Source organism: Clostridium sp. UBA1652 (assembly GCF_002320975.1).
Lineage (GTDB): Bacteria > Bacillota > Clostridia > Clostridiales > Clostridiaceae > Clostridium_T > Clostridium_T intestinale.
This window is the reverse complement of sequence record NZ_DCLI01000069.1, coordinates 1-16,572: the sequence shown is the minus strand read 5'-3', so window position 1 is coordinate 16,572 and position 16,572 is coordinate 1. Positions and strand designations below refer to the sequence as shown.

The 16,572-nt window shown below is 29.4% G+C and carries 15 protein-coding genes; 2 read left to right on the top strand and 13 right to left on the bottom strand.

The genetic code is table 11. The features are described 5' to 3' along the window. Positions 1-126: 126 nt before the first annotated feature. Positions 127-516 (bottom strand): ribosomal maturation YjgA family protein, encoded by a 390-nt coding sequence (locus B3N22_RS13995; RefSeq protein ID WP_286908079.1) that lies wholly within the window; start codon positions 514-516, stop codon positions 127-129. Between the two features lie 27 nt (positions 517-543). Next, entirely contained in the window at positions 544-1,152 is a 609-nt protein-coding gene (locus tag B3N22_RS13990) for a copper homeostasis protein CutC (protein WP_286908077.1), read from the bottom strand. A gap of 245 nt (positions 1,153-1,397) precedes the next feature. Between B3N22_RS13990 and helD the strand changes: the two genes are divergently transcribed. Both helD and B3N22_RS13980 read left to right on the top strand, forming a co-directional pair. Further along, positions 1,398-3,629: an RNA polymerase recycling motor HelD gene (gene helD, locus B3N22_RS13985; RefSeq protein WP_286908074.1), complete on the top strand. Its 2,232-nt coding sequence runs from the start codon at positions 1,398-1,400 to the stop codon at positions 3,627-3,629. A 28-nt stretch (positions 3,630-3,657) separates the two neighbouring features. Continuing rightward, the gene (locus B3N22_RS13980) at positions 3,658-3,894 is read left to right on the top strand and encodes an acyl carrier protein (protein WP_286908072.1); all 237 of its coding nucleotides are present in this window, start codon (positions 3,658-3,660) and stop codon (positions 3,892-3,894) included. A 127-nt stretch (positions 3,895-4,021) separates the two neighbouring features. Here the strand turns inward: B3N22_RS13980 and B3N22_RS13975 are convergent, their stop codons facing one another. From B3N22_RS13975 to B3N22_RS13925, 11 genes are all read right to left on the bottom strand, one after another. Next, positions 4,022-5,890, bottom strand: a complete 1,869-nt coding sequence (locus B3N22_RS13975; protein WP_286908071.1) for a PAS domain-containing sensor histidine kinase — start codon at positions 5,888-5,890, stop codon at positions 4,022-4,024. Between the two features lie 213 nt (positions 5,891-6,103). Then, complete coding sequence (locus B3N22_RS13970; protein WP_286908069.1) at positions 6,104-6,979, bottom strand: aldose 1-epimerase family protein; 876 nt, start codon at positions 6,977-6,979, stop codon at positions 6,104-6,106. Positions 6,980-7,083: 104 nt separating this feature from the next. Next, a complete protein-coding gene (locus tag B3N22_RS13965; protein WP_286908066.1) occupies positions 7,084-8,097 on the bottom strand; it encodes a substrate-binding domain-containing protein in 1,014 nt (337 codons plus the stop codon). 81 nt (positions 8,098-8,178) lie between these two features. Beyond that, positions 8,179-9,177: a substrate-binding domain-containing protein gene (locus B3N22_RS13960; RefSeq protein ID WP_286908064.1), complete on the bottom strand. Its 999-nt coding sequence runs from the start codon at positions 9,175-9,177 to the stop codon at positions 8,179-8,181. 131 nt (positions 9,178-9,308) lie between these two features. Then, a complete protein-coding gene (locus B3N22_RS13955; RefSeq protein ID WP_286908062.1) occupies positions 9,309-9,593 on the bottom strand; it encodes a toxin-antitoxin system YwqK family antitoxin in 285 nt (94 codons plus the stop codon). 222 nt (positions 9,594-9,815) lie between these two features. Continuing rightward, the gene (locus B3N22_RS13950) at positions 9,816-10,682 is read right to left on the bottom strand and encodes a ketose-bisphosphate aldolase (RefSeq protein WP_238906972.1); all 867 of its coding nucleotides are present in this window, start codon (positions 10,680-10,682) and stop codon (positions 9,816-9,818) included. Positions 10,683-10,702: 20 nt separating this feature from the next. Then, positions 10,703-11,554, bottom strand: coding sequence for a class II fructose-bisphosphate aldolase (locus tag B3N22_RS13945; protein ID WP_286908059.1), 852 nt, complete (start codon positions 11,552-11,554; stop codon positions 10,703-10,705). 22 nt (positions 11,555-11,576) lie between these two features. Further along, on the bottom strand, positions 11,577-12,653 hold the full coding sequence (locus B3N22_RS13940; RefSeq protein WP_073019535.1) for a PTS fructose transporter subunit IIC: 1,077 nt from the start codon (positions 12,651-12,653) through the stop codon (positions 11,577-11,579). Between the two features lie 30 nt (positions 12,654-12,683). Further along, positions 12,684-12,995 carry a PTS fructose transporter subunit IIB gene (locus B3N22_RS13935; protein ID WP_021801553.1) on the bottom strand — a complete coding sequence of 104 codons (312 nt, stop codon included), beginning with the start codon at positions 12,993-12,995 and terminating at the stop codon, positions 12,684-12,686. 29 nt (positions 12,996-13,024) lie between these two features. Further along, positions 13,025-15,421, bottom strand: a complete 2,397-nt coding sequence (locus B3N22_RS13930; protein WP_286908057.1) for a BglG family transcription antiterminator — start codon at positions 15,419-15,421, stop codon at positions 13,025-13,027. A gap of 229 nt (positions 15,422-15,650) precedes the next feature. Beyond that, entirely contained in the window at positions 15,651-16,421 is a 771-nt protein-coding gene (locus tag B3N22_RS13925; RefSeq protein ID WP_286908055.1) for an aminoglycoside phosphotransferase family protein, read from the bottom strand. Positions 16,422-16,572: the final 151 nt, after the last annotated feature.

The window sequence follows — 16,572 nt, the reverse complement described above, 5'->3', positions numbered from 1 at the left end:
TTGTAAAATTATTCAAGTGTTTTTGCACTATTATAGGTCTATTTATATTTTACATCATTTTACCATATATACACATTACAAATAATTATCTCTTTGATGATATTTTTAGGATAGCAGTTCTTCCTCCTAAAGATATTTATCTATTAATTTTTCATACCCATATAATAAAATACATCCAACTCCATAACACAATATATCTTTCCAATCAAATACTGAACCTATTACTATTCTAGCAAACCTATTATCCTGTAAGCCCAACATCTCAACTAATTTAAAGTATTGAAGTATCTCAACAAAAGCTGAAAATATAAATATGTACAAGGGCATTAGTGTAACCTTATAGGGTACAAATATTTTAATAAAACAATATAAGAGAACTACAACAAGTATATCTCCAACATAGGGCCTTATAAAATCATCATGAACATATGCCGCAATTAAAACTTCTGTTATAAAAAATATAATAAAAGCTACCAAATATTTAATTCTGCTATAAATAAATTTTTCTCTACTCATTTCTTTTACCCCATTAAGCCTATATAGCTAGACCACCTTACTTCCATGTATTTCATTAGCCCCTGTGTATTCTAATATTAAATCTCTGTTTTCTATATTTACACCTTTACCTGGCATAATAACAATTCTTCCATCTGCATAATCAACTAATTCTTTTAAAAAATCCTTGTTGCTAATTGCATCACCAGTTCCACCTTTAGTAAGAATTCTATCAACTTTAAGTTCTACAAGTTCATCAATTGCTGCTTTCTTATCTTCTATTTCATCAAAAGCCATATGAAAAGTAATTGACATAGGCTTAGCTATAGAAACTAGTTCTTTAATTATCTTTTTATCGATTTTAAAATCCTTAATTGCACCTATAACAACCCCATGGGCCCCTAAATCCTTTGCTATCTGAATATCATATTTCATTATTTCTAGTTCTTCATCATTATATGTAAAATCTCCACCTCGGGGTCTTATAATAACCATTACAGGAATGTTTAATTTCTCTACAGTCTTTTTTATGGTACCATAACTAGGAGTTGTTCCGTCCTCCATAAGATTATCACATAACTCTATTCTGTCAGCACCTTTTTCAAAAGCTAATAGCGCTTCTTTATAATTTCCAACACAAGCTTCATATATTTTCATTTTATCCCTCCAAAGTCCTATCTAAATCATATCTAATATTATAACATCTAAATCTCTAAAACAATAAAGGATTGTTATTATCCTAAATACATAATAACAATCCTAGTTCTTAACTTATTAAAAGGAAAATAACTCTTCCCTCACTTATATTATACCATATTAAAAATCTTAATATAAGACTTATACTGGCACATTTTTAGGAGTATCATAGAAAAGCTATCATACATTGAAAGGGGATTTTGAGATTGAAAAATAATTATGATCACTTAGGTTTCGAAAACAATCGCTTAAATCAAACTATATCAATAGCTGAAGAGCAACTCTCTTCCTTAAGAAAAAATAGTGAAAAGGTTCGTGAAGAAATACTTGAAGCTAAAAAACAGCTTAGGGAAGAAACAAATCACTCTTTATCTAACCTTTGGGTAAAGGATAATTTCTATGACCTTATAGAAATAGGACAATATGCAAAACCTATGTCTCACAAAATTTCTGAATATGAAGTGGAAGCTGCTAAAATAATGGCGTTAGAAAAACTGCTTAATTCTCCTTACTTTGCTCGTATTGATTTTAAATTTCAGGATGAAGATGAATATGAGAATATATATATTGGTCGTTCTTCTCTTATAGATGATGATTCAAGTGAAATTTATGTTTATGACTGGCGCTCCCCAATATCAAGTATATTTTATCGTTTTGGAATAGGTGAAGCCTTTTATGAAGCTCCATCTGGGAAAATAACAGGAGAAGTTAATCTAAAACGTCAATATGAAATAAATAAGGGTAAGTTAGAATACTTTTTTGATGCAGATATACAAATTATAGATGAATTTTTAAGAAAAATGTTATCTCAAAACACCTCCTCTAAAATGAAGACAATAGTTGAAACAATACAAAAAGATCAAGATATGATTATAAGAAATATGGAAATGGACTTAATGATGGTACAGGGAGTTGCAGGAAGCGGAAAAACTTCAGTTGCACTACATAGAGCAGCTTACCTTATGTATCAAGGGTTATCAGATAAGCTATCTTCTAATAACATACTAATTATTTCACCTAATACCTTATTTGAGCAATATATATCAAATGTACTTCCTGAGCTTGGTGAAAAGAACGTAAATTCTAAAACCTTTGAAGAATTAATTATCAATATTTTAAATGGTCCTAAAATAGAAACTAGGAATGAACTTTTAGAAACATTTCTTTCATCTAATGATAACTTAATAAAAAGCAGTATGGAATTTAAATGTTCTAGTGAGTTTGTTGAGATACTAAATCGCTTTATTAATGATTTGCCTAGAAGATGGATAGATTTTAAAGATGTTTATTATGATGGAAAACATATATCAAACAGACAACTATCAAAAAATAGAATACTAAATGAAAAAAGAGCAATAACTTTAAGTTCACGACTAAAACAATTGGAAGCATCAATTCTTGAAGAAGTTCATAAAAATCATAAAACCCACCTAGAAAAGTTAACAGACTTTGTAACGACTTATAAAGAACATTCATTTGAACTTGAAGAAACATCTCGTATGTTATCTATTTATGAGAGTACAAATTTAATTAAAGAAATACGAAAGTTTACTGAACTAAATCCTTTAGAATTATATAGAAAACTATTTACTAACAAAAGCTACTTTTATAGTTTATCAAAAGGTATGGATTTACCAGAAAATATTGAAGACATATTAGACTTTAGCTTTAAAAATCTTGATAATGATTTATTATCTTATGGTGATGCAGTAGCACTTTCCTTCTTAAATTTAAAATTAAATACAAACAATGGGTACAGTGAAATAAGACAGATAGTAATTGATGAAGCTCAGGATTATTATCCTATTCATTTTGAAATATTAAACTTACTGTTCCCAAAATCAAGATACACTATTTTAGGAGATATAAATCAAACCATTGGAAAACAAGAAAATTTATCCCTATATGAAAGAGTAAATAAAATATTATGTAAGAAAAAATCCAGCTTAATTACAATGGATAAAAGTTTCCGATCTACTAGTGAAATACTTGAATTTAGCAAGAAATTTCTTAATGATGACTTTAAAATCAATAGTTTTAGTAGAAAGGGTGAGGCCCCTATAGTTCATTCCTCTTCTACTTTAGCTGAACTTAAAGATAATATTATAAATGAAATTAAAACCTCTAGAGATAATAATTATAAGTCTATAGGGTTGATATGTAAAACTGAAAAAGAGGCATCCTCATTATATGAAAGCTTAAAAGATGAAATCCAAATAAAACTTATTAAAAGTGACAGCATGGCTACTTTAGATGGAACCTTTATAATTCCAATATATCTTTCTAAAGGTTTAGAGTTTGATTCTGTATTAATATTAAATACTGATAAAAATACCTATTACTCTAAAGATGATAAAAATCTCCTCTATATTGCATGCACTAGAGCCCTTCATAGACTTAGCTTATTCTATACTGGAGAAATGAGTCCCTTACTTTAATTACGCTAAAAATAAAAGGAGGAATACTATGATTTTTGAAAAAGTAGCTAAAATCATTGGTGAAGTTATTAATATTGACTACGAAGACATCACAGCTGATACTCAATTAACATCTGATCACGGAGTTGAACCAATCAGTATTGCAAAAATAGTTATTGAGTGTGAGAAAAAATTTAAAATAACTATTCATGATGAAGATGTTCATAAATTTAAAAGTATTAGTGATATTGTTAACTATATTGAAGATATATTAGATGAAGATTAACAAAAAAATTCATTAAAATAAAAGAAAGGAGTATATTAGATTTACTATTTAATCTAATATACTCCTAATTATTTTTCAGTTTTAGAAACAGAATAAAAAATGTCTGATATAACTTGTTGAACACTTCTCATTCCACATTGGTTTCTTTCATTACTTCCCCATATACGTCTGCAAGCTCTAAATTTACCTTTTCAATAAAGTCTCCCTCTATTTCTTTTTCCATAATACATTCCTGATTATCCACTAATCTTATAGGTAAATTTACTAAAAACTCGCTTCCCTCATTTATTTTACTGACTATTTGTATATCTCCTTCATGGAGTTCTACAAATGATTTTACAAGAGATAAGCCAATACCTGTTCCCTCATGATTTCTTCTTAAAGTCTTGTCCACTTGCATAAATCTTTCAAAAATTAACTCTAATTTATCTTCTGGTATTCCGATTCCATTATCCTTTACAGATATTATAATAGAATCCTCTGTATTTGATATAGATACGTATATTTTTCCTCCAGTATCCGTAAATTTTAATGCATTTGAAAGGAGGTTTAACATTATTCTTTCTATTTTGTTAGGATCAACTGCTACTATCTTTTCTTCCACATAGGTATCAAATATAAGCTCTATCCCCTTATTTTCTGCATAAGGTATTACAGACATCGTAATATTTTCAACATAGCTTATAATATCAACATTTTGTAGTTGAAGAGTTATAAAACCTGAATCTAACTTAGTTACATCTAATATGTTATTTATTAGTCTTGTAAGCCTATAGCAATTTTGCTTCATGCTCTTAAGATACGCTTTCTTTTTTGAGATTCCCATTGGTTCATCATTTTCAATATATATATTAAGCAATTGGACCGATGAAAATATTATATTTAAAGGTGTTTTAAACTCATGTGATATATTTGAAAAAAAGTCAGTGATGTATCTATTGTATTCTATTGTTTCATTTAATAAGGCAACATTTCTTTTTACATCTTCTTTTAACTCCTGAACCTGCTTTATTGGAGTAATATCCCTCATTGTGGTTAATATGGCTGCCTGCTTATCATATATACAGTAGGTAGATATATTGTGGAGGACATACTCTTCTCCTTCACTATTTTTTATAACTTCTTCAAAGGAAATATTCGTATACTTATTTAATAAGATTTCTTTATAATAGCTATTTGAAACCTTATCTTCTTTTTTATATCTTGAATCAATTACATACTCATATTTATTAGCACTATCATCCCCTTGATTAACCCCAAACAGATTTAATGCTTTTTCATTTAGAAATAGCACCCCTTTTTCATTATGAATAATGATAACCTCTGAAGAACTTTTAATTAATAAATCATAACAAGCTTCATTTTGTATCATCATATCCTCAATATAATTATGCTGCTTTAGTTGTATCTCTAATTCATCCTCTAACGCTTGTATCTGCTTTTGCTCTGATATCACATAATTACCTAATATCCAAGCTATTACTCCAAATATAACGCACATAAACAAATCATTTTCAAATCTGTAACTTTTAGTTATATCAGTAATATTATAAATTAAACTTAATCCCAAAACTATAAATGATGAAATTCCAGCTATTTTTAAACCATACCTTTTCCCAAAAGAAATTGTTGATGAAATAATAATAACCATAAACATAACCTTATACTCGCCACTGCTATTATTTTTATTTAATATCATTAAGGCAGTAGTAAATATTATAAAAATACTATCTTCAATAATCTGATTATGATAACTTTTTCTCTTTACTCCAATGTAAGAAAATAAAAATCTCAAAAAAAATCCTATTCCAATTGAAATAGGAATAATAGCCACCTTAAAGAAAGGTAGATACTCCATAACATTTATATCAACTAAATTTTTTTCAATATAACGTTTGTTACTATTTAATAATATAATAGCAATTAAAATAGTGTATTTTAAAACTGCTAATATAAGAATATTATTATTAGTATTTTTACTTTTTATATATTGCACTTTTTGACCTCGTAAAACTTTTTATTTTGCCAAAATTTATTATGTATTATATTATGTGGATAATATAGATGATTATAGCATACTTCGACATGTAGAAACAATATTTTGTATCTCCTGTACATTATAATATAGAAATAACTATACTTTTTTAATATTTAAAGAAAAAAGCTGTCCACCATTATTTAGTGCAACAGCTCTATCACTTACATATTATTATTTTATTTCTATAGTATAATCACAATTATAGCTTGACCCTTGTTCTAACGTGATTATCATTTCTTTATCTTTAAACTCACCAGTATACCCATCTGTATCTGCTATCCCATGCCAAGGTTCAATACATACAAAATCAGCAGTTTTTGCTTGCCATAACCCCATGTAGCTAAGATCATTATAAGATAGGGTTACAGTTTTATCTGAAGCTTTATTTTTTAAGGCAACTTGTTTTGAATTCATATTTTTAAATACAAGTGCACCATCTTTAAATAGTTCACGTGTTATCGGTAATATGTTGTTATTCTCTAATATAACTTCTGATTTATCATTGATTAATACGTTAGCATCATTCATGAATAATCTTTCAAGGGTTTCATTACATTCAAATTCAAGATAATAATCCTCAAATTTACTTTCTTTATCTAATGGACAATTAAATCCAGGGTGTGTTCCTATTTGGAAATACATCTCCTTATCATCTACATTCTCTACCTTATACTCTATATTAAGTTTGTTTCCATCAACAGTATATGTAATAAATAAATTAAATTTAAAAGGATACATCTTTAAAGTATCTTCGTTATAAGAAAGTTTATAAACAGCTTTTGTATCACTTTCTTCAACTAATTCAAATTCACTTTTTCTAGCAAAACCATGATTACCTAATTTGTATATTTCTCCGTCAACTTTTATTTCTCCATTATTCACTGCACATACATTTGGAAATAACACAGGAGCCTTACCATTCCAAAGCTTCTCATCTCCACTCCACATATACTCACAACCGTTTTCAAGTCTTTTAAAACTAACTACCTCAGCTCCTAATGTTTTAATTTCAGCAACTACTAAATCATTTTTTATAACTTTATTCATTTCATAGCTTCCTTTCTTCATTTAGACTTTGATAATATTTTATCAAAGTTTTAGTTAATAAGCAATAGAATGATTTTAAGGAAGACCCTAGCCTTCCTTAAATTTTACATAAGATATTCTTTAGAGTAACCTGTTTCCTTAAGTTTGCTATAAACATTAGATTTGTCTATGAGTATTGGATCTATAAGTATTGTTTGCACGTCTACCATTTCATTATTAACTATGTAATCATAGTTAATACTTTGTCCTTCTATTAAATTTATTGCAGATTCTATGGTTATCCGTCCCAATGTCATTGAATCATTAAGCAATGTCATAGCTTGGGTTCCTTCTAGAATTCTTTTTATAGCTTCTGGATCTGCATCTTGCCCTGTTACAATAACTTTTCCTTGTAAATTTTCTTCAGATAGAGCTTTAATCACCGCTTCAGCTATATTGTCTGTTGGAGCTAAAACCGCAACTATATTTTTGTCTTCAACTATTATTTTTTTTACTACATCATATGCCCGATCAGACATCCATCCTTTAACTGCTTCATCAGCAACAACTTTAACTTTTCTAGTATCAATAAGAGGCGTAATATACTCCATTGCACCTTTTTTTAATAATTCACCATTTGGACATCCATATAAAATAATGTATTTCCCTTCTGGAACTTTATTAATTAGAAATCCTCCTTGAAGTTGTCCTGCACGTAATATATTAAAACCTAAATACAAATCTACATGACAATTGTTAATAAGAGCATCCTGTGCTATTATTTTAATCCCAGCTTTATTTACTTCATCAAGTATTTCTTTTTCCCCTTTGTGATTTACAGACCCTAACACCAAAACATCTACCTTCTCTAAAATCATTCGTTTAATTATTGCTATCTCTTTATTTATATCAAAATCACTATACTCAATACTTATATCTACCCCTTTAAGTTTAGCTTCATGCTCCATTGCATATCTTATCTTGCTCCATCTAAACTTTTCTCCAGAAGGTAAAATCGCACCAATCTTTATACTTTTATCATGTCTTGCACTTACACAAAGAGGGGGATTAATCTCTAAAATACTTTTATCTACATATTTAACTGAGCAATAAAAAACTTCTGGTATTGACAAGTACATAAATATCCCCTTTTTTATTTATCTATTATTAAGATATTCTTTTTACTTATATATAAGTACATTTTTTATTACAATAACAAATCATTGCCTTTCTAGTTCATTAATTTTACTAAAGACATTCTCTTCATCTATAAGTATTGGATCAATTAGTACAGATATTACATCAGCTTTCCCGTTATTTATTATATAATCATAATTTATACTTTTTCCCTCAATTAAATTTATCGCTAAATCTATAGTTGTCTTCCCAAGCTTTACCGAATCATTTAATAATGTCATAGCTTGTGTTCCCTCAATAATCCTTTTTATTGCCTCAGGCTCTGCATCTTGTCCTGTTACAATAACTTTTCCTTGCATGTTTTCTTCTGTTAAAGCTTTAATCGCCCCTCCTGCAATTTTATCCACTGGAGCTAAAATCGCATCAATATTTTTATCTTTAGATATAATTTTTTTTATTATATTGTACCCATTCTCCGATAACCAGTTCTGAACTTCTTCATCTGCTAAAACTTGAATTTTACCTGTATAAACTAGTGGACTAATATATTCCATTGCACCTATTTTTAACACTTCGCCATTTGGTGAACCATGAAGTATAATATATCTTCCCTCTGGAACCTTTTTAGTAAGGAAACTTCCTTGAAGCTCACCTGCCTTAAGCATATTAAACCCTACAGATAAATCCACATGTGAATCATATATAAGCGAATCCATAGCAATTATTTTTATTCCAGCTTTATGCACCTCATTTAATATTTCATTACCGCCTTTAAGTTTTACAGCTGTTAATATTAAAATATCTATATGCTCTAATATAAATACTTTTATGATTTCTATTTCTTTATTTATATCCCAGTTACTAAATTCAACTCTTATTTTTATACCTTTGATATTAGCCTCTTTTTCCATAGAAGCTTTAGCTATATTCCATCTCTTTACTTCACTTGAAGGCAAAACTGCCCCTATTTTTATTTTTTTGTATTCATTTTCTCTTACGAAAAAAGAATAATTTATATCTAAAATATCTTGTTTTACATATCTAACTTTGCAATAAAATACCTCTGGTATAGATAAGTACATATATATCACCTTTTCTAATTATCTATTACTAGAATATTCCTTTAAGATGTATATATGTACATTTTTATCATCATAACTTTACTTAAATGATTATATTCTTCACTTTAGAGATTATGTTTTAGATAATATTATTACTCCTTTTTCTTGTGATTAGTAGTTTTGTACTTTTCCCCTTTATTATCATAAGTAGTCCACTCACCAATAGGTTCTCCATTTTCGAAATACCCTGAGCGTTTAATTGTACCATCTGGCCTATACCACTCCCAGTAACCATCTGGCTGATCATTTACCATCTTCCCTTTTGACCAAGGAGTTTTTCCATTAGCGTGATATTTTATTGTGTATCCATCTATAACTTCCATCTTCTTTTCTTTAACGCCATTAGCATGAACTAAATCACATTTTTCATTATCCATCTTACTTCACTCCTATATATAAATTTAAAACTTACATAATTATGTTTTTTTATGTTCAGATGTTAACATTTACCTATATCAATGTCAATGATATTCTCTACAAAACTTAATGTATTTAAACAACCTAAAGTGAACAAAAGAAGCCCTCTTTTATTCCGTAGAAACTTTATTTCAAGTCTCATTAACATCCTAAAAGAGCACTTCTTCTTTAAAACTTATATTCTATTTATAAAACTTTACTTTATCACCATCATTAAATAGCTCTATCTTGTTATATATAACCTTCTTCATTTCTTCAATACATGGAGGATATATTGCATTAGGTTCACGAGCACTTAAGTCTTCCTTTAATATTTCACGACATTTTCTGTAGAAAGCATCCTTAATATCACTTGAAATATTTATTTTACATACTCCAAGTTTTACTGATTCTGCTATCTCTTCGTCTGGATTAGCTGACCCTCCATGTAATACTAAAGGAATATCTACAACATCTCTTATTACCTTTAACAAATCTAGCTTAAGTTCAGGCTTCATATCCTTAGGATATATTCCATGACATGTCCCAATTGCTACTGCTAAAGTATCTACTTCAGTTCTTTCAACAAATTCTTTAGCTTTATCTGGATCCGTATAGATTATTTTTTCTGTTCCATATTCTCCACCATTACCTGTTGTTCCTATGGTTCCAAGTTCTGCTTCTACAGAAACATTAAGTGGATGCGCTACTTCTACTACTTTTTTAGTAAGTGCAATATTTTCTTCAAAAGATAGATGTGATGCATCAATCATAACTGATGTAAAACCACATCTTATAGCTCTTAAAATCTGTTCAAAACTTCCGCCATGATCTAAGTGTATAACCACTGGTACTTCTGACTTATAAGCTTCTTCTTTAACTGCTGCTATAAAACTATCCTCAATAAAAGATAATTCGTCTGGATGGATAGCAATAATAACTGGTGCCTTCTTTTCACTGCATGCCTCCATAACTCCCTTTAATATCATATTGCTGCTTGTATTAAAAGCTGGTACTGCAAATCCTTCTTTTTGTGCTACTTTTAATAGTTCTTTCATATTCATTAACATAATCCTTACTTCCTTTTCTTTTAATTTTTATTATTTGATCCTGATAATCTAATATAATCTCTTACAATTTGAATACTCTCATTTTCAACCCTATGCATCATCACATAATGATTTATATCTGGCTCATTTCCTAATATTGATTTAATTGCACTAACATTATAGTTCATGAAATCACAACCAACATTAATTTTATTTATTCCATTTTCAACTGATTTTAAGATATTGCTTTTCCCAGAACCAGATCCTCCATGAAGAACTAAAGGCATTTTTGTTAGCTCCTTTATGGTCCTTAGTCTGTTAAAGTCAAATTCTGGTACCATTCCATCAGGATAATTTCCATGAGATGTGCCAATTGATATTGCTAGAGCATCTATACCCGTTTCTTTTGCAAATTTTAATGCCTCCTCTGGGTCAGTATACATTTGCTCACTTGTATAAGCTTCCCCTTCAGTTCCACCTAAACATCCAATTTCCCCGTCAACACTTACGCCTTTTGGGTGAGCATAATTTACAACTTCTTTTGTCATCTCAATATTACCCTGAAGATTAAAACGTGAAGCATCTACCATTACTGAAGAAAATCCATCATCTATTGCTTTTTTTAGAAATAAGACTTCTTGTCCATGGTCAAAATTTAAGGCAACCTTAATATTAGTCCTTGCTGCTAGAGTTTTTACAATAGGTGTTATAAGCTCACTATCACAGTGATCTAAAAGATGTTCCTGAACAACATTTATTATTATTGGTGCATTTTCAAGTTCTGCTGCTTTTATTACAGCTCTTGCTGTTTCTAGATTAAAACAATTGATAGCCATAACTGCGTAATTTTCTTTATTTGCTTTATCTAGCATCTCTTTCATCGAAACATACATAAGCTTTCTCCTTTTGATTTAATTATTTTATCTCTATTCCAGATAAATCTACCTCTTCTTCCTCTTCATCTAGAATCAAGTCTTCCTTTGCATCCTTTTTAAGAACAACAAGTAATAATGCAGTTACTACAGATCCTACTGTTAATGCTATTAAAAAGCCTAAAGGATTTTGCATAGCTGGCACAATAAACATTCCACCTGAAGGCACTGGTGAACCTACATTTAAAAGCATTATTAGCATTCCACCAATAGCTGCCCCAAAAGAACAAGAGAATATTACTCTAAGTGGATCAACAGCTGCTATTGGTATAACACCTTCTGTAATCATACATATACCCATTGGAAAGGCTATTTTTATATTATCTGATTCCCCTTTAGTGTATCTTGATCTTCTTATAAGCCAAGATAAGGTAACTCCAAAAGGTGGAATCATGGATGCACATATTTTAATAGCTTCTGGACCATAAACCCCTTGAAGTAAAAGTCCATCTGCAAAAAGTGATGCCACTTTATTAACAGGTCCTCCAAAATCAAAGGCCGCCATAGCTCCCATAATTGCCCCAAACACAGCTTTTGATCCTCCCTGCATATTATTAAGCATGTTTGTTAATGAAGCTGATGCTGCAGCTATTGGTCTTCCTATAACAAAAAACATAATTAATCCTATAACAATAGAAGATAATAGCGGAATAATCATCATAGGTAATAACCCTTGAGCCCATCTAGGAACAATTAACTTTTCCTTTAAAAAATTTACAAAATAACCAGCAAGATATCCTCCAAGCATACCTCCAAGGAAACCAGCTCCCATTGCATTTGCTATCATACCCATTAAAAGTCCTGGAGCAATACCTGGTCTATCTGCTATAGAATATGCAATAGCTGCACCCATTACTGCTGGCAACAAACCCATACCAAAAACACCTAAAGATACCGCTGCCTGCCATACATTATAAGAACTCTTATAATCAGTAATTAATGAAGGATTTCCTCCAGCCAAGTTTCCAATAGCTATTAATAAACCAGATGCAACAACTAGTGGTAGCATGTATGATATACCTGTCATAGCATGTTTTTTCAATTGTAATTTCTTTAACATAAATTGTTCTCCCCTTTTTAAAATTATTAATTAGAGACCTAAATCTTTTTCAATTTTATTAAGAAGCGCTTTTGGAGATTTAATTACGATTTCTGTTGAAACATCAATAACTTTTTTGCCCTTAAACCTTTCCCTCCCTCCTACTTTAATATCTGCTGCAATTATTACTATATCTGCCTCTCTTATGTCTTTAGGTGTAAGTTCATCCTCTGTTCCAATTGTTCCTTGAGTTTCAATATGAACTTCATGACCTAAGGCCTTAGCCGCACGTATGAGTTTTTCTTTTGCTATATAAGTGTGAGCTATTCCTGATGTACAAGCTGCAATTCCAACTATTTTCATATACATTTCCCCTTTCTTATATTTAAACTTTAAATGACTTCCTCTTGCTTTGTGAATATTTCATATACATCTTCTGGAGTATTAGCCTTAAGTAGTGCTTCACAAGCTTCATCATCACCGAGTTTTGTAGCAACCTTTGACAGAAGCCTTACATGAGTGCTTGTCTTATCTTCTTCTGTTACTGCAAAAAGAATAATAAAATTAACAGGCTTATCATCTAAAGTCTCCCAAACTAAGTCGTTTTTTGTTTTCCCAAAAGCAATTGAAGTCCTACTTACAAACTGAGATTTTCCATGAGGTATAGCAATTCTATTACCTATACCTGTTGACCCTAAAGTTTCTCTGTAATATACATCATCCAAGAAAGCTTTTTTATCAGAAATTACATTTGTTTCATATAATAGATCAGTTAATTCTTTTAATGCCTCATCCTTAGTAGCTGCTTTCATATCTAGTTTTATTGTTTCTTTACGTATTACTTTAGATAAATCTACTTCCATTTTCATCTCACCTTTACCATTTAATTTGAAAAACTTGACTACATCTTTTTTCTTTATGCACTTTCTTAAATAACTCCCATAATCATCATTAATATTGAAATTAACGGCTTCTTTTATTATTTCAGTCATAACCTTTACACTGTCCATAAGTATATAAAAAGCTAACTGTTTTTTATCTTTTTCAATATCATTTATACAAAGAGCTAATTTATCTTCCTTTTCACAAAAACTTATATAAATTTTTAGATTATCACTTATATCTATCTCATTAAATTTAACAGCTCTCTTTAAACTTCTTTTGATGCTACTTGTAACCTCCTTCTCTGACTTATTAAAATATATAAAATCCTCACACAGATAGCTGCCTATATAAGGAGTTTTTGTAGATATTTCTCCCTTAACTTCTTTAATATTACTAAGGAAATCAGATATATTTTTTATATCTTTTTCACTTAAGAATGCTGATACAAGTAAACAAGGTTTATCTTTTAAATCTAGAGGTACTGTGGTTATAATAAGGTCTATGTTTTGGATATTTTGACTCTTAATCCTCTCAGAAGATATACTCTCAACAATCTCAAAGTCTGGGAAATACCTTTTAAGTTTTGTACTTAATAGCTTTGATGTACCATATCCACTATGGCAAACAATCAACACTTTTTTCTTTATATGATGATTCTCAAGCCCCAGCTGATAATACAAAGCTAAATAACCAATCTCATCTATAGGAATTTCCTTTTGCTTTAATTTAAAGGAAGCCATCATAGAAGAAGCCTTGCATACATTTAAAAGTAGAGGATACTGCGTCTTAATATCTTTAATAAGAGGATTAGAAATTTGTATGTCATATTCGATTCTATTTAACATTGCCCTTATATGAAGCAGAAGCTTCTCCATTATTTTTGGATCCTGTCTTATATTCACATTAAGTATTTTCTCTAAACTGTCTGTAACAATATCTCTAAAACTTATAGTCATAGAGCTAAACTTGTCTAAATCCTTATAATCCTCACTTATTTCCTCCTTTATTAATCCAAAGGAGACAAAATACTTATATAGGTAATAAACCTCAGCTTCATCAAGATTCATATTAAAATCCTTATTTATTTTGCTTATACATAAAGTAGCCTCTTCATATTCTTTTTTATACTTAAGATTTTGAACCTTATCCTTTGAGAATTTAGACTTACCCTTCGCTCCTCTTTCCATAGAAATTAACATATGAGTAAGTAAGTTGATATAATAAGGATCATCGATTATACAGCTATACTTTTTCTCCAAATCCAGTAGTAACCTATTAACATATATTATCTTGTCATTCTCAAATAACTCTGAAAGCCCATTTAATGTAACCCCATCTAGACGGGTAACTAACTCCTCAATAGTTCTATCATTTCTTCCAACCTTAGAATACTCAAACAAAAAAGATGCAATAGCCCTACGTATATTCATTTCATCACCAATAACTTGGGTGCCCTCAACAGTTTTTTCAAGAGCTAAATCAAATGAAAATAACCACTCTTCTATATATTTAAAATCATTTATTATACTGGTTTTACTTACATAATACTTATCTGAAAGTTTTTGAATTGAAGTTTTATTATGAGAATCCATAAGCATAGTCTTAATGATATCTATTCTTCTATCATTAACAGATATTTTAGGATCCTTATCTTCTTGAATATGGAGATTATTTTGAATAATTAACTTAGCATTCCAAACATCTTCTATCATCACACCTAAACTATGCTTTCTATTTAGCCTTATATTGAATTTATTTAGGTAATCTTCTATTATCATTAGGTCTTTTTTTAATGTCTTATCAGAAACAGATAACATCTCTGAATACCACTTAATTGTTCTATAATCTTTTTCATTAAGTAATAAATTAATAAACTCAATCTGTCTTGCATTTAGATTATTCATATTGTCCTCCTTTCATTTTTTCTTCTGCTTATTCCCTATGTGTATACGATAACACGTCACCTCCCTTTGTAAAATTACAAATAACTTCCACTAAAAATGGAATTATTGTATCAACCACGAGTACAACATAGCCTACACGCCATTTATATTGCTATAGATAGATTATACTTTGGTTTGATGATTTAAAAAAAGAAAAAAGTGCAACTAAAAGTTTAACTTTTAATCACACTTATTCTATCCAATCATTCATATTCTGTTTTATAAACTCAATTTCTTCAACATAAAACTCTTGATGACCTTCATTTTTCATTTTAATGAATTCCATATTTCCTTTTCGGCATTCGCTATTAAATAATTCTATTAACGATTCCAACCTTAAAATCACATTTTCTAAAATATCTTTAACTTCATAATCTCCATATGAATCTGCAAACTTTTTAATTAAAACTTTTCGTTCCTCACTATCGCACTCTCTCGTATAATCTCTATAGTCATTTTTATAAGGAACATATACTTTTTTACTTAATGGTACAAATCTATAAACAGCATAAGCTATGTCCCATATTCTTGGAGCAGGACACGCTGTATCAAAATCTATAATTCCTACTGGAGCATTATTTAAAAATGTAATATTATATGGTGCAATATCATTATGGCAGATTACTTCTTTAGCTAAACTTCCTTTGTACTCTAAAAACCATTCATCTTCTTCACCATAATGAAAGTCTAATGTCGCATCATGGTATTCCTTGAGCATATTTGCTATTAATTTAATGTTTTTTATCTTGTATACAAGAGCCTCTATATATGGATAATTCTCAACAGTATTACCTTCCATAAATGTTAAAATCTCTTGATTTTTTTCATAGTCTATTCCTAAAAAGCGTGGTACAAAGTTAATCTTTTTATTTTCTAAATGTCTTAATAATTTATGAATGGTTTTACTGTAGGGCTTTAAATTTCTATAAATATTATTTCCATCATAAAATACCTCTGACATGTTTCCATTTTCAAACTTTAAAATTTAAATCTCCCTCCCTAAACTCTTTTTAATAAATTATAAATAAAGAAGTTCATTTATTTGTGATATGGTTCTCCGTAACAGTTATGCCGTAGACTAATTATAATATGGGAGTGTCGCAAAATGATTA

Excerpts from the sequence above, each read along its gene's own strand:
- B3N22_RS13935 (WP_021801553.1), bottom strand. The coding sequence starts at position 12,995 with ATGAAAATAGTTGGAATTGCAGCTTGTACATCAGGAATAGCTCACACT.
- B3N22_RS13950 (WP_238906972.1), bottom strand. The coding sequence starts at position 10,682 with ATGTTAATGAATATGAAAGAACTATTAAAAGTAGCACAAAAAGAAGGA.
- B3N22_RS13970 (WP_286908069.1), bottom strand. The coding sequence starts at position 6,979 with ATGAATAAAGTTATAAAAAATGATTTAGTAGTTGCTGAAATTAAAACA.
- B3N22_RS13980 (WP_286908072.1), top strand. The coding sequence starts at position 3,658 with ATGATTTTTGAAAAAGTAGCTAAAATCATTGGTGAAGTTATTAATATT.
- B3N22_RS13960 (WP_286908064.1), bottom strand. The coding sequence starts at position 9,177 with ATGTACTTATCTATACCAGAGGTATTTTATTGCAAAGTTAGATATGTA.
- B3N22_RS13925 (WP_286908055.1), bottom strand. The coding sequence starts at position 16,421 with ATGTCAGAGGTATTTTATGATGGAAATAATATTTATAGAAATTTAAAG.
- B3N22_RS13990 (WP_286908077.1), bottom strand. The coding sequence starts at position 1,152 with ATGAAAATATATGAAGCTTGTGTTGGAAATTATAAAGAAGCGCTATTA.
- B3N22_RS13995 (WP_286908079.1), bottom strand. The coding sequence starts at position 516 with ATGAGTAGAGAAAAATTTATTTATAGCAGAATTAAATATTTGGTAGCT.
- B3N22_RS13940 (WP_073019535.1), bottom strand. The coding sequence starts at position 12,653 with ATGTTAAAGAAATTACAATTGAAAAAACATGCTATGACAGGTATATCA.
- B3N22_RS13955 (WP_286908062.1), bottom strand. The coding sequence starts at position 9,593 with ATGGATAATGAAAAATGTGATTTAGTTCATGCTAATGGCGTTAAAGAA.
- B3N22_RS13945 (WP_286908059.1), bottom strand. The coding sequence starts at position 11,554 with ATGTATGTTTCGATGAAAGAGATGCTAGATAAAGCAAATAAAGAAAAT.
- B3N22_RS13930 (WP_286908057.1), bottom strand. The coding sequence starts at position 15,421 with ATGAATAATCTAAATGCAAGACAGATTGAGTTTATTAATTTATTACTT.
- B3N22_RS13965 (WP_286908066.1), bottom strand. The coding sequence starts at position 8,097 with ATGTACTTGTCAATACCAGAAGTTTTTTATTGCTCAGTTAAATATGTA.